This window comes from Streptomyces stoeckheimensis, assembly GCF_045822005.1.
GTDB classification, from domain to species: domain Bacteria; phylum Actinomycetota; class Actinomycetes; order Streptomycetales; family Streptomycetaceae; genus Streptomyces; species Streptomyces stoeckheimensis.
The window spans coordinates 3,302,981-3,315,817 of sequence record NZ_CP169550.1 but is presented as its reverse complement, the minus strand read 5'-3'; the positions used below and the strand labels follow the sequence as shown (position 1 = coordinate 3,315,817).

The 12,837-nt window shown below is 72.8% G+C and carries 9 protein-coding genes; 8 read left to right on the top strand and 1 reads right to left on the bottom strand.

Features of this window, described 5'->3' with window-relative positions; translation table 11 throughout:
* Positions 1-6 precede the first annotated feature (6 nt).
* From ACE1OC_RS14795 to ACE1OC_RS14770, 6 genes are all read left to right on the top strand, one after another.
* Positions 7-1,143, top strand: a complete 1,137-nt coding sequence (locus tag ACE1OC_RS14795) for a DegT/DnrJ/EryC1/StrS family aminotransferase (protein ID WP_407837407.1) — start codon at positions 7-9, stop codon at positions 1,141-1,143.
* A gap of 89 nt (positions 1,144-1,232) precedes the next feature.
* On the top strand, positions 1,233-3,278 hold the full coding sequence (locus tag ACE1OC_RS14790) for an FAD/NAD(P)-binding protein (RefSeq protein WP_407837406.1): 2,046 nt from the start codon (positions 1,233-1,235) through the stop codon (positions 3,276-3,278).
* Positions 3,275-4,765, top strand: coding sequence for a class-II fumarase/aspartase family protein (locus ACE1OC_RS14785; RefSeq protein ID WP_407837405.1), 1,491 nt, complete (start codon positions 3,275-3,277; stop codon positions 4,763-4,765). Before ACE1OC_RS14790 ends, ACE1OC_RS14785 begins: the two co-directional genes overlap by 4 nt.
* Positions 4,766-5,138: 373 nt before the next feature.
* A complete protein-coding gene (locus ACE1OC_RS14780) occupies positions 5,139-6,269 on the top strand; it encodes a type III polyketide synthase (protein ID WP_407841562.1) in 1,131 nt (376 codons plus the stop codon).
* Entirely contained in the window at positions 6,266-7,264 is a 999-nt protein-coding gene (locus ACE1OC_RS14775; protein WP_407837404.1) for a methyltransferase, read from the top strand. The genes ACE1OC_RS14780 and ACE1OC_RS14775 overlap by 4 nt, the downstream gene beginning before the upstream one ends.
* A gap of 399 nt (positions 7,265-7,663) precedes the next feature.
* Positions 7,664-8,701, top strand: coding sequence for an AfsR/SARP family transcriptional regulator (locus tag ACE1OC_RS14770; RefSeq protein WP_407837403.1), 1,038 nt, complete (start codon positions 7,664-7,666; stop codon positions 8,699-8,701).
* Positions 8,702-8,745: 44 nt separating this feature from the next.
* Here ACE1OC_RS14770 and ACE1OC_RS14765 read toward each other — a convergent pair whose 3' ends face one another.
* On the bottom strand, positions 8,746-10,662 hold the full coding sequence (locus ACE1OC_RS14765) for an FtsX-like permease family protein (protein WP_407837402.1): 1,917 nt from the start codon (positions 10,660-10,662) through the stop codon (positions 8,746-8,748).
* A gap of 109 nt (positions 10,663-10,771) precedes the next feature.
* Between ACE1OC_RS14765 and ACE1OC_RS14760 the strand changes: the two genes are divergently transcribed.
* Entirely contained in the window at positions 10,772-12,055 is a 1,284-nt protein-coding gene (locus ACE1OC_RS14760) for a sensor histidine kinase (protein ID WP_407837401.1), read from the top strand.
* A complete protein-coding gene (locus tag ACE1OC_RS14755) occupies positions 12,025-12,711 on the top strand; it encodes a response regulator (protein WP_407837400.1) in 687 nt (228 codons plus the stop codon). Before ACE1OC_RS14760 ends, ACE1OC_RS14755 begins: the two co-directional genes overlap by 31 nt.
* The last annotated feature ends 126 nt before the right edge of the window (positions 12,712-12,837 follow it).

Here is a 12,837-nt window from a genome sequence, read left to right as displayed (position 1 = left end):
ACCACCATGGACAGGATTCCCCTCGTTCACGCGAGTCTGGGAGAGAAGGAACTGGCCGCCGTCGCCGAGGTGTTCTCCTCGGGCTGGCCGGCCGGCCAGGGTCCCCAGGGCAAGGCGCTCGAGGCCCAGCTCGTCGAGCGCTACGGAGTCGGCGACGCCGTCTCGCTCAGCAACTGCGGCGCCGCGCTCCACCTGGCGATGCTCGCCCTCGGCGTCGAACCGGGCGACGAAGTGATCGTCGCCGACTACACCTTCCCGGCCCCCGCCCACGCGGTGCGCTACGTCGACGCCGTCCCCGTCTTCGCCGACGTGCGCGCCGACACCGGCACCGTGGACCCGCAGGCGGTGGAGAGCCTGATCGGGCCGCGGACCGTCGGCATCATCGCGGTGGACACGGTCGGCCTGCCCGCCGACTACGCCGAGCTCAACGCGATCGCGGACCGCCACGGCCTGTTCGTGGTCGAGGACGCCGCCTGCTCGGTCGGCGCCACCTACCAGGGGCGCCAGGCCGGCACGCTGGCACCGGTGGCCTGCCTGTCCTTCCACGGACGCAAGGGCGCCAGCAGCGGCGAGGGCGGCGCACTGCTCTCCGCCGACCCCGTGATCGGGCAGGACGCGCGACTGCGGTCCTCCTTCGGCATCGGCAGCATCTTCGACCAGTCGCAGGTCGTCGGGCTGCCGATCCCCGAATTCACCGACATCGGCTACAACTACAAGATGTCCGACATCGCGGCCGCGATCCTGCGGGTGCAGATGGGCCGGATCGACGAACTGCTGGTCCGCCGGAGCGCCATCGCCGCCCAGTACGGCGAACTCCTCGCTGACGAAGATCTCCTGACGGTTCCCCACGTGCCCGAGGACCGCACCCACGCCTGGCAGTCCTACATGGTGACCCTGGACCCGCGGGTGGACCGCGCCGGGCTCGCCGCCGCGCTCCGCGCCCAGGACATCGGCTGCGGGCACGGCACGTGGGCGACCCACGTGCAGCCGGTGTACCAGTCCAAGCGCAAGTGCCCGGTCTCCGCCGACCTCTTCGCGCGCAACCTGGCCATCCCGATGCACGCCGAACTGACCGAGGCACAGGTCGAGCGGGTCGTGAGCGTCCTGCGGACCGAGCTGCGCACCCACGCGCGCAGCCGCTGAACCCCCGGCGCGGCAGCAGGACCCGGCTGCTGCCGCGCCGTCTCCCGAAGCGCCGTCCCCCTCGTCGGCGACCCTGTGTGTGAGGAGTGTTGGTGCTTACGGTCTCCCTTGTCGGCGCGGGGCCGCGCGGTTTCGCGGTCCTGGAGCGGCTCTGTGCCAACGAGCGCAAGTCCCCGTCCCACCGAGCGGTGACCGTGCACGTAGTCGAGCCGCACGCACCGGGCCCCGGACGGGTGTGGCGCACCGAGCAGCCGCGCCAGCTGCTGATGAACACCGTGGCCTCGCAGGTCACCGTCTACACCGACCACAGCGTGCTGATGGACGGCCCCGTCGAGGAGGGCCCCAGCCTGTACGAGTGGGCGGCCGAGCTCGCCCGCACCGCCGAAGAGCCCGCAGTGCGGGCCCGGTTCCCCGCCGAGGCGCTGGCCGAGGCCCGCCGGCTGGGCCCGGACGACTACCCCACCCGCGCGTTCTACGGGGCCTACCTCGAGGACGCCTTCCGCACGGTGACCGCGGCCGCGCCCGAGCACGTCACCATCGTCGAGCACCGCACCCGCGCCGTGTCCCTGACCGACGGGGCCGGGTACGGCGGTCCGCAGACCCTGGAGCTGGCGGACGGCACGCGGCTCACCGGCCTGGACGCGGTGGTCCTCGCGCTGGGCCACGTACCGGCCAGGCCCACCCGGGGCGAGAGCGCCCTCGCGCGGGCCGCCGCCGCACACGGGCTGACGTACATCGGCCCCTCGAACCCCGCGGACGTGGACCTGTCCGTGGTGGCGCCGGGCGAGACGGTCTTCGTCCGCGGCCTGGGCCTCAACTGCTTCGACGTGCTCGCGCTGCTCACCGAGGGCCGCGGCGGCGCCTTCGCACGCGAGGGGGAGGCGCTGCGCTACCTGCCCTCGGGCCGCGAGCCGAGGATCGTCGCCGGCTCCCGGCGCGGCGTGCCGTACCACGCGCGCGGCGAGAACCAGAAGGGCCCGTACGAGCGCCACGAGCCGCGGCTGCTCACCCCGCAGGCCATCGACCGGATGCACCGGCGAGCGGCGGACGGCGAGCGGCTGCACTTCCTCACGGACCTGTGGCCGCTGATCGCCAAGGAGGTGGAGGCCGTCTACTACGGCGCCCTGCTGGCCGCCCGGGGACGGGAGCGGCAGCGCGCATCCTTCGTCGAGCACTACCTGGCGGCGCCGGACCCCGAGTCCGAGGGACGGCTCCTGGACGCCGCCGGCATCGCCCCGGAGGACCGCTGGGACTGGGAGACGCTGGCCCGGCCGTACCGGAGCCGCGTCCTGCGCGACCGCGCCGACCACCGCGCCTGGCTCCTCGGCCACCTGGCCGAGGACGTGCGCCAGGCCAGGTCCGGCAACGTCCGCGGCCCGCTGAAGGCGGCCCTGGACGTCCTGCGCGACCTGCGCAACGAGATACGCCTGGCGGTCGACCACGGAAAGCTGGAGGGCGCCTCCTACCGCGACGACCTGCAGAGCTGGTACACCCCGCTCAACGCGTTCCTGTCCATCGGGCCGCCCGCCTCGCGCATCGAGGAACTGATCGCGCTGATCGAGGCCGGAGTCGTGGAGGTCATGGGCCCCGGCGTGCAGGTGCAGGCCCCGCCCACGGGCACGGGCACGGGCACGGGCACGGGCACGGACGTCGAGTCCGGTGCCGGTGCAGGCGCGGCTCCGGCGGTGTTCACGGTCACCTCCGACGCCGTCCCCGGCCCCCCGGTGGAGGCCACGGCGCTCATCGAGGCCCGGCTGCCCGAGCCGGACCTGCCGCGGACCGCGGAGCCGCTGCTGCGGGACCTGCTGGAGAGCGGGCAGGCCGCCCGCCACCGCATCGAGGGCAGCTGCGGGATCGCGTACGAGACCAAGGGCCTGGCCGTGACCGAGCGCCCCTACCGGCTCGTCGACGCCGAAGGCCGGGCCCACCCGCGCCGGTTCGCCTACGGCGTGCCCACCGAGGCGGTGCACTGGGTGACCGCCGCCGGAAGCCGCCCCGGGGTCAACTCCCAGACGCTCGGCGACGCGGACGCCATCGCCTGCGCCCTGCTCGCACTGCCCGGCGCCCCCGGGACGGCCCGTCCGCCCGGACGGTACCGGCACTCGCCCATCGATCCCGTCGAGGTGAACGCATGACAGCCGACAACCGAGCGAGCACGTCCGGCACGGAGCCGGCCGGGTACGGCCCCGACTCCGGGCTGCTGTCCCCGGTCCGGGCCGGCACGCCCGCCGAGGCCGTCACTACCGACTCGGCCTGGCTGCAGGCCATGCTCGACGCGGAGGCGGCCCTCGCCCGTGCCCAGGCGAAGGTCGGCAGCGTGCCCGCGGAGGCGGCCGCCGTCATCAGCCGCGCGGCGCGGGCCGAACGGCTGGACGTCCGCGCACTCGCGCTGGTCGCGCGCGAGACCGCGAACCCGGTGGTCGGACTGGTCCGGGAGCTCACCCGGCTGGTCGCCGCCGAGTCGCCGGAAGCCGCCGAGTTCGTCCACCACGGCTCCACCAGCCAGGACGTCTTCGACACCGGCGCCATGCTGGTCGCCGACCGCACGCTGCGGCTGATCCGCGCGGACCTGGAACGGGCCGCCGAAGCCCTGGCGGACCTCGCCGCCCGGCACCGCGACACCGCCATGGCGGGCCGCACCCTCGCCCTGCACGCCGTACCCACCACCTTCGGCCTGAAGGCGGCCGGCTGGCGCAGGCTGCTGCTGGACGCCCGGGACCGGGTGGCCGCCGTACTCGACGGAGGCCTGCCCGTATCCCTGGGCGGAGCCGCCGGCACCCTCGCCGGATACCTGGAGTTCGCCCCGCCCGGAGAGGGCGGCAGCCACGGCGAGTACGGGGAGTACGGCGACAACGGCGACTACGGCGACTACGCAGACCGGCTCCTGGACGCCTACGCCGCCGAGACCGGCCTGGCCCGCCCGCCGCTGCCGTGGCACGCGCTGCGCACCCCGATAGCCGATCTCGCAGGCGCACTGGCGTTCGTCACGGGCGCCCTCGGCAAGATCGCCGTGGACGTGCAGTCGCTGACCCGGACCGAGGTCGGAGAGGTCTGCGAACCGGCGGTGGAAGGGCGCGGCGCGTCCTCGGCGATGCCGCACAAGCGCAACCCGGTCCTGGCCACCCTGATCCGCAGCGCTGCACTCCAAGTGCCGTTGCTCGCGGCCGGGGTGACGCAGTGTCTGGTCTGTGAGGACGAGCGGTCGGCCGGGGTGTGGCACGCCGAGTGGCAGCTGCTGCGCGAGTGCCTGCGCCTGGCCGGCGGCGCCGCGCACACCGCCGTGGAACTGGCCGAGGGACTGGTCGTACGGCCCGAACGGATGCGGGAGAACCTGATGCTGACGGGAAGCCAAGTGGTGTCGGAAAGGGTGTCCGCCGTCCTGGCGCCCCGGATCGGGAAGGCCGAGGCGAAGGAACTGCTGACCCGGGCCTCGGCCGAGGCGGACCGCACCGGCGGCTCGCTGGCCGAGATCCTGGGAGCACTGCCCAAGGTGAAGCGGCACCTGACGGACGCCCAGATCGTCCGGCTGCTGGATCCGGAGGGATACACCGGCGCCGCACCCGCCCTGGTGGACCAGGAGCTGGCCCGCGCCGGCCGTCTCCCGCGGGCGCGGGCGGAGTAGGCAGGGCTGCGCCGGGTCCTCCCGGCGAGCGGAGAAGCCCCGGCTGGGGGCGGACGACCTCCGGGGTCGCCGTCCGCGGCCGGGGCTCCGTCGTTCCCGGAGGCCGCGGGCGCGAGTTTCGGCCAATGTGCCTGCCGCAGGCTCCCTCGGGCTCCCTAGGGGACCCACCTCTATCGGCACGGCTAAAGGCCAGGCGAAAGACCCCGGCGAATGGTCGGGTCGAAAGGTCCGATCGATAGGTCCGGCGGGAAGGCGGGAAGGCGGGAAGGCAAGTCATCGCCAAGCCAGTAGCAAGCGCCATACGCGATGTTGGGGAACGTACACGCTGTGAGGGCAGCAGAAATTCTCTACATCAGAGAGATAGATGCCAGGTATGCCAATTCTATGTAAGCCTTCGGTGAGCGTGCCGGAACACATCATCACGATGGAAGACACTCTGGCATTCGCCAGGGAAGCGCACGCGGGCAAGCCGCAGCTTCCGCTGGCCCTTCGACTGATAGAGAACACGGGGGTGCGCAAGCGTCACCTGGTCCAGCCGATCGAAAAGACGCTGCGCCACCCCGGTTTCCAGGAACGCAATCGCATCTACGAGATCGAATCGAAGAAGCGGTGCCCGGAAGTCATAGAAAAGGCCCTGGAGAACGCGGGCCTGGTGGCGACGGACATCGACGCGATCATCTACGTGTCGTGCACCGGGTTCATGATGCCCTCGCTCACCGCGTGGCTGATCAACGAGATGGGGTTCCGCTACGACACGCGGCAGCTCCCCATCGCGCAGCTCGGCTGTGCCGCGGGTGGTGCGGCGATCAACCGTGCGCACGACTTCTGCGTGGCGCACCCCGAGAGCAACGTCCTGATCGTCTCCTGCGAGCTGTGCTCGCTGTGCTACCAGCCCGATGCCGACGACGTCGGTTCGCTGCTGTCGGACGGGCTGTTCGGTGACGCGGTCGCGGCCGCGGTGGTGCGGGGCAGCGGCGGCGCCGGCGTCCTGCTGGAGCGCAACGCCTCGTACCTCATTCCGAACACCGAGGACTGGATCTCGTACTCCGTCCGCGACACCGGATTCCACTTCCAGCTCGACCGCCGCGTGCCCGGAACGATGGAACCGATCGCTCCGGTGCTGGGCGACCTGGCCACGCTCCACGGCTGGGACATCGGAGGTCTGGACTTCTACATCATTCACGCCGGCGGCCCCCGCATTCTGGACGACCTCGCCAAGTTCCTCAACGTGGACCGGACGGTCTTCCGTCACAGCTGGTCCACGCTGACGGAATACGGGAACATCGCCAGCGCGGTCGTGTTCGACGCCCTTCGCCGGCAGTTCGAAGAGGCCGAGCGGCTGTCGGCGGGATCCACCGGCGTGATTGCCGGATTCGGTCCCGGAATCACGGCCGAAATGGTGCTGGGGAGCTGGGTTCCGGCCGCCCCGCAGCACGTGGAAGCGAAGCCGGCCGCCCGGTCGGTGCCGCGTCAGCTCTCGGGAAGCATGGTGGGGACGGCATGAGCAACGGCCAGCCGACGTCGGATCGGATCATGCGGCTCATCACCGGGTACTGGGCGACCGGCATCCTGGGCACGGCGGCGAGCCACTCCCTGTTCACGCACCTGGAGGACGGCGCGACCTCGGCCGCCCACCTGGCCGACCGCGCCGGGATCTCCGAGCGGGGCGCGCAAGCCCTCCTCGACGGCCTGGTCAGCATCGGCCTGGTCGAGCTGGACGGCGGCGACTACCGCAACACCGCCGAGGCGTCCGCCTTCCTGGTGGAGGGCCGCGCCGAATCGCTGAGCGGGTTCGCCAAGCTCAAGATGGGCCACATGGGCAGCCTTTCGGTGCTTCCCGAGGTCGTCCGCACCGGCGGCCCGCTGACGGACGCCGTGGTGGAGGTGGCCGACAACCCGCACTGGGAGCAGCTCGTCCAGGCCATCGCCGCGCAGTCGGTTCCCGTCGCGAAGATCGCCGCCGAGACGCTGCGGCTGTCGGAGGCCGGGGAGATCTCGATCCTCGACATCGGCGGCGGCTCGGGCATCTGCTCCGGCATCTGGCTGGAACTGAACCCCGACGCACGCGCGACCCAGCTCGACTGGGAGCCGATCAACTCGATCGCCCGCCGGCTGCTCACCGAGCGGGGCGTGGCCGATCGCGTGAGCTACATCGACGGGGACTTCCACACCACCGGGTTCGGCGATGCCGCGCACGACATCGTGATGTACTCCAACATCGCCCACCAGGAAGGGGCGGAGGACAACGTCGCGATCTTCGCCAAGGCGCGCAGCGCCCTGAAGCCCGGCGGTACGCTGATCGTCTCCGACTACATCGTCGAGGACGACCGCAGCGGCCCTCCCTTCGCGCTCACCTTCGCCTCGGAAATGCTGCTCAAGAGCCGGCACGGCGGCACCTGGCGCCGGGCGGATTACCACGCCTGGCTCACGAAGGCCGGCTTCGGTGAAATCACCTTCCAGAGCACCCCTTCGCCGACCACGTTGATCTTCGCGCGGTAGTCGGGGGCCCTAATGCGGAGCGCCGGTCGGAGGGGAAGCGGAATGATCCCCACCCCGGCGCTCCGAGCATGATCAGTGACGAGCAGAACGTCATCGCGCGAGGGAGTGCGGGATTCCGAACGTTGCCCGGATCTACCGGTTCGGGCATATGCCATCCGGCTGGCTAAAGTTCAACTCACCAGATTTTCAACGGGGGTTGTCATTCTTGATCGCCATGCAGGATCCTTCCTGGTGCAGAGGTGACGACTCTCGTCATCCGGCCGAGGCCGGGACGTACGCATCTTTCGGGGGAGCTTGATGAGTACAGAGGCAGTGAACGAAGAAATTGATTTCGGTGTGTTGACCGCAGACCTCAGGGGCGGCGGTAGGCGAGGTACGGACATTGTCGTCGGACAGCGTTTGGGAGGCAGTAGCAGGAGCACGCGGAGCGTCGCCGAGCTGGAGCGGGAAGTACGGGAACTCCGCCAGGCCAACGAGACACTGAAGATGTACTTCACGATGGCGCTGGAGCTCGACCTCCAGTCCCCGCCTCCCGCCGCCGTCTTCGAGATGGCCCGCGAGCGGGCTGGCGCGCACGCCGTAGCGCCCCAGCCCCCCGCTCCGCGGCCGCACGGCGGCGTCCGGTGGGCGCAGGAGGATCCGGCGGAGGCCGGGGACGTACCGCCGACCAAGGTGGAGTTCCGGGTCCTGGGTCCGATCGAGGCGACCATCGGCGGACGCTACGTGGACCTCGGGGCCACGAAACAGCGGGCGGCGCTCACCCTGCTGGTCAGCCAGGTGGGCCAGCCCGTATCGGTGGACGTGCTCGTGGAAGCGCTGTGGGACGGTCAGCCCCCGCAGTCGGCGATCTCCTCGCTGCACGCCTACATCGCCAACCTGCGCCGGGTGCTGGAGCCGGACCGCGCACCGCGCAAGCCCGCGAAGGTGCTGCGCACCCGGGGCCGCGGCTACTTACTGGACAGCAGCGTCGTGGACGTGGACGCCCACCGGTTCGGCACGTGCGCGACCGCCGGCTGGCAGGCACTGGACCGGTGCGACCCGCAGCGGGCCCTCGACGAGTTCGAGGCCGGGCTCGCCCTGTGGCGCGGGGAGGCGTACGCGGAAGTCTCCGACGCCACCCACGTGTCGCCCGAGGTGGTGCGCCTGGAGGAACTGCGCCTCTCGGTGGTCGAGGGCCGCTGCGCGGCACTGATCGCCGTGGGCGCCCACGAAGTGGCCGTCTCGGAACTGGCGGGCTTCACCCAGTCCCATCCGCTGCGCGAGTACGGCTGTGAACTCTTCAGCCTGGCCCTCTACCGGGCCGGACGTCAGGCCGACGCGCTCTCGGTGCTGCGGATGCACCAGCGGCGCATGGCCGAGGACCTGGGCATCTCCTCGAGCCCCGCGCTCCAGCGCCTCGAGGTCGAGATCCTGCGCCAGGCCCCGACCCTGGACTGAGCCGGGGCGGACCGGCCTCAGACCGAGGCCGGAGGAGACCGGCCTCATCCCGCGGCCGACTCGGCCAACTCGGCACCGATACTGGGTGTTTCACCCGACCGCACCCTGCGCCGTCCTGTCCGGCGGCGCAGGGTGCGGGCCGCCGGCAGCAGGGTGCACAGGGCCGCGAGCGCGGCGCAGACACCGGCGACCGCACCCATCGCGAGCCAGGGGACCACCACCGGCGAGTCGACCCCGAGGACCGCGAGGGCGGCGCGCACGGCCGCCAGGTTGACCGCGGTGACCGCCGTCCCGAGGACGGTGCCGACCGCGACCGCGAGCAGGGATTCGGCCGTCGTCACCGCGAGGACCTGGCCCCGGGTGGCCCCGGCCAGCCGGAGCAGGCGCAGGTCGTCGGCCCGGTCGGAGGTGGCCATCAGCAGGGTGTTGGCCAGCGCGATCGCCGTGTAGAGCAGGGCGATGCCCAGGACCAGGACGTAGCCGAGCACCGTGAAGCGGTTCGTGCGCGGGTGCGTCGCCGTCAGCCACTCCTCCTTGGTGTGGGCCGTGGCCCCGTAACGGGCCGCCGCCGTGCGGACCGCGGGGGCCGCGGAGGCGGGTGCCCGCACCTCGATGCGCGAGACCTCGGCGCCGGGCGCGTTGCGCGGGGTGACGTAGGCCCCGTTGTTGCCGGTGCCCGTCCGCATCACGGCCACGATCCGCAGCCGGGCGGCGGTGCCGTCCGCCCGCCACAGCGGTACCGAGTCGCCCACCCGGTGCTGCCACCACTCCTCCGTGACGATGATGCCGCCGTCGTCCAGGTCCGCGACCGAGCCCGCCACCACCGGCAGCCGGGAGACCACCGCCAGCGCCGCCGGATCGACCGCCGAGGCCTCCGTCGGCACCTTCACGAACCCCTCCTCCAGCACCGTCAGACGGGTGTCGGCCACCGCGAGGACGCTCCCCGCCGGGACGCCGGCGATCTCGGCGGAGTCCGGCAGCCGCCCGCCGGTCAGCACGTAGTCCGCGCCGGTCCGGGCACGGGCCTCCACCGTCTTCGCCTCGGTCAGCGTCCAGGCCGCGCCCAGCAGTGATCCGGTCAGCGCGACCATCACCAGCACCGGCGCCGCCACCGCGGCCGTCCGGCGGATCCCGGCGGCGGCGTTCGCCCGCACCACCCGGCCCGCGTAGGAGGTCAGCCGGACCGGGACCCACATCAGCAGCCGCACGACGGGCCGTACGAGCACCGGCGCCAGCATCCCGCACGCGGAGATCAGCAGCATCGGCTGCCAGGTGTACGTCTTGCGCTTGAGCAGCGAGCCCGGGTCCGACCCGAGCCGCCACGCCACGAAGGCGGCCGCGCACAGCAGCAGCCCGCCCCCGGTCACCCAGCGCCCCGGGGTCATGGGCCGCTCGTCGGTCACGGCCTCGCGCAGCGCCTCCAGCGGACCGACCCGGCCCGCCCGCCGGGAAGCGGCGTACGCCCCGGACAGCGCGACCAGCAGCCCGGTCCAGAACGCCGTGTGCAGCGGCCAGGTCTGGTCCCCGATCGCGTACCCGGCGGGCGCCAGTCCCTGAGCCACCGTCCAGCGGGCCATCAGCGGCGCACCCGCCCGGCCCAGGACGATCCCGGCCGCCGACCCGGCCAGCCCGACGGCCGCCGCCTCCGTCATCACGAGGCGCCGCAGCTGTCCCGGCGTCGACCCGGCCAGCCGCAGCAGCCCCAGCTCCCGCCGCCGCGCGGCCACGGCGTAGGAGAAGGTCGACGCCACCACGAAGGCCGCCACGAACGAGCTCACCCCGCCCGCGGTGCCCAGCATCGAATTGAGGCCCACGACCTCGGCCCCCGTCGGCAGCGCCGCCGAAGCGGCGAGCCCCAGCCCCATGACGGTCATCAGCGCGACCCCCAGGGCCACCGCCACGAACGTTCCCACCTGTGTCATCCAGCGCCGCCGCAGCGACCTCAACGCGATCTTCAGCATGGTTCCCAGCCAACCGGCCGCGCGGCCCCCGGTCAGCGGGGCAGGGGCGAGTCCCAGGGGTATGGCCAGCCCTACCGCGCCGACCGCGCCCGCCGCCTACGGTGGACGCATGCCGCTCTCCCTCCCCGCCCCGGGCCGGTACCTGCGCACCGCCCGGCCGTGGCGCGCCGCCGCCTACCTGCTCACCGGCGGCATCACCGGCGCGCTCGCCTTCACCGTGCTGACCCTGCTCGCCGTGTCCGGGGCGGTGCTCGCAGTCGTCCTCGTGGGGCTTCCGCTGCTCGCCGCGCTCGCGCTGGCCGGCGTACCGTTCGCGGCCGTCGAGCGCCGCCGGCTGCGGCTGTGGGACTCGGGCTCCGCGCCGCTGCCCGACCCGCACCGCGATCCGGACCGTACGGGGCTCGCGGCGTGGGCCCGCACCCGCTTCCGCGAGCAGGCGACCTGGCGGGAACTGGGCTACGCGGTGCTCGCCGCCACCCTGCTGTGGCCGCTGGAACTGGTTGCCGTCGGCACCGCGCTCTTCCTGCCCGCCGACCTCATGGCGACGCCGGTCCTGCTCGCCCTCGACGGGGAACAGGTCAACCCCCTCAAGATCCACGGCATCACCGGCTACCCCGAGGCCCTGCTGTGCGCCGCCGTCGGCCTGCTCCTCCTGCCGCTCTTCCTCTACGCGCTCGGCGCGGTGGCGGCCGCCCGCGCGGCCCTGGCCCGGCTGATGCTCGGCCCCGGCCCCGGCGACCTGGCCGTCAAGGTCACCGAACTGACCAGCTCCCGGGCCCGGCTGGCGGCCGCCTTCGACGCCGAACGGCGGCGCATCGAACGGGACTTGCACGACGGCGCGCAGCAGCGGCTCGTCGCACTGTCCATGACCCTGGGCCTGGCCCGGCTCGACGCCCCGCCCGGCAGCCCGCTCGCCGCGCAACTGGCCGCCGCGCACGCCGAGGCCGGGCTGGCGCTGACCTCGCTGCGCGAGCTCGTCCACGGCATCCACCCGCAGGTGCTCAGCGACCGGGGCCTGCCCGACGCCGTCGCCGACATCGCCGACCGTTCGCCGATCCCGGTCGACACCGACTTCGACCTCCCCGGCAGGCTGCCCGAACAGGCCGAGTCCGCCGGGTACTTCTTCGTCAGCGAGGCCTTGGCCAACGCGGCCAAGCACAGCGGGGCAGGCCGCATCACGGTCACCGGCCGGCACGACGGAACCCGGCTCACCGTGGAGGTGGCCGACGACGGCCGCGGCGGCGCGGACGCGGCGCGGGGGAGCGGACTCACGGGACTCGCCGACCGGGTGTCCGTCGTGGACGGCAGACTGACCCTGACCAGTCCTCCCGGAGGTCCGACCCTGCTGCGTGTGGAGATCCCTTGCGTTCCGAAGACACCGAAGATCCGGTAAACGTCCCGGCGGGCCTGCGCGTGGTCCTAGCCGAGGACTCCGTGCTGCTCCGCGAGGGCCTCGTCGGCCTGCTCGCCCGCTTCGGCCACCGCACGGTGGCCGCCGTCGGCGACGCGGTCGCGCTCGAAGCGGCCGTCGCCGAGCACCGGCCGGACATCGTCGTTACCGACGTGCGGATGCCCCCGGACCACACCGACGAGGGGCTGAAGGCGGCCGTGCGGCTGCGCGAGACCCGGCCGGACCTGCCCGTCCTGGTCCTCTCCCAGTACGTGCAGCGTTCGTACGCCGCCGAGTTGCTCGATTCCGGCGACGGGACGGCCGTCGGGTACCTGCTCAAGGACCGCGTCGGGCAGGTCGAGGAGTTCCTCGACGCGATCGCGCGGGTGGCGGCCGGCGGGACCGTGGTCGACCCCGAGGTGGTGCGCCGGCTCATCAGCCGCCGCCGCGACCCCCTGGAACGGCTGACGGCCCGCGAGCGGGAGGTCCTCGCCCTGGTCGCCGAGGGGCACTCCAACGCCGAGGTGTCCCGCCGGCTCACCGTCTCGGAGGCGGCGGTCGGCAAGCACATCGGGAACATCCTGATGAAGCTCGACCTGCCCCCGGCGCAGGAATCCCACCGCAGGGTCCTCGCCGTCCTGGCCTACCTGCGCGGCTGACGGAACCGGCCGAGGCTGAGGTGAGCCGGGACGAGGTGTGCGGGATCCGGATCATGATTTTGCGCTGATTTGGAACTTTCCGGGGGAATCACACATCAGGACTAGGGGGATCCCAGTCCCTTCTGT

What these genes read in the sequence shown, in the direction of transcription:
- ACE1OC_RS14795 (WP_407837407.1), top strand. Translation starts at nt 7, where the DNA reads ATGGACAGGATTCCCCTCGTTCACGCGAGTCTGGGAGAGAAGGAACTG.
- ACE1OC_RS14760 (WP_407837401.1), top strand. Translation starts at nt 10,772, where the DNA reads ATGCCGCTCTCCCTCCCCGCCCCGGGCCGGTACCTGCGCACCGCCCGG.
- ACE1OC_RS14775 (WP_407837404.1), top strand. Translation starts at nt 6,266, where the DNA reads ATGAGCAACGGCCAGCCGACGTCGGATCGGATCATGCGGCTCATCACC.
- ACE1OC_RS14780 (WP_407841562.1), top strand. Translation starts at nt 5,139, where the DNA reads ATGCCAATTCTATGTAAGCCTTCGGTGAGCGTGCCGGAACACATCATC.
- ACE1OC_RS14785 (WP_407837405.1), top strand. Translation starts at nt 3,275, where the DNA reads ATGACAGCCGACAACCGAGCGAGCACGTCCGGCACGGAGCCGGCCGGG.
- ACE1OC_RS14765 (WP_407837402.1), bottom strand. Translation starts at nt 10,662, where the DNA reads ATGCTGAAGATCGCGTTGAGGTCGCTGCGGCGGCGCTGGATGACACAG.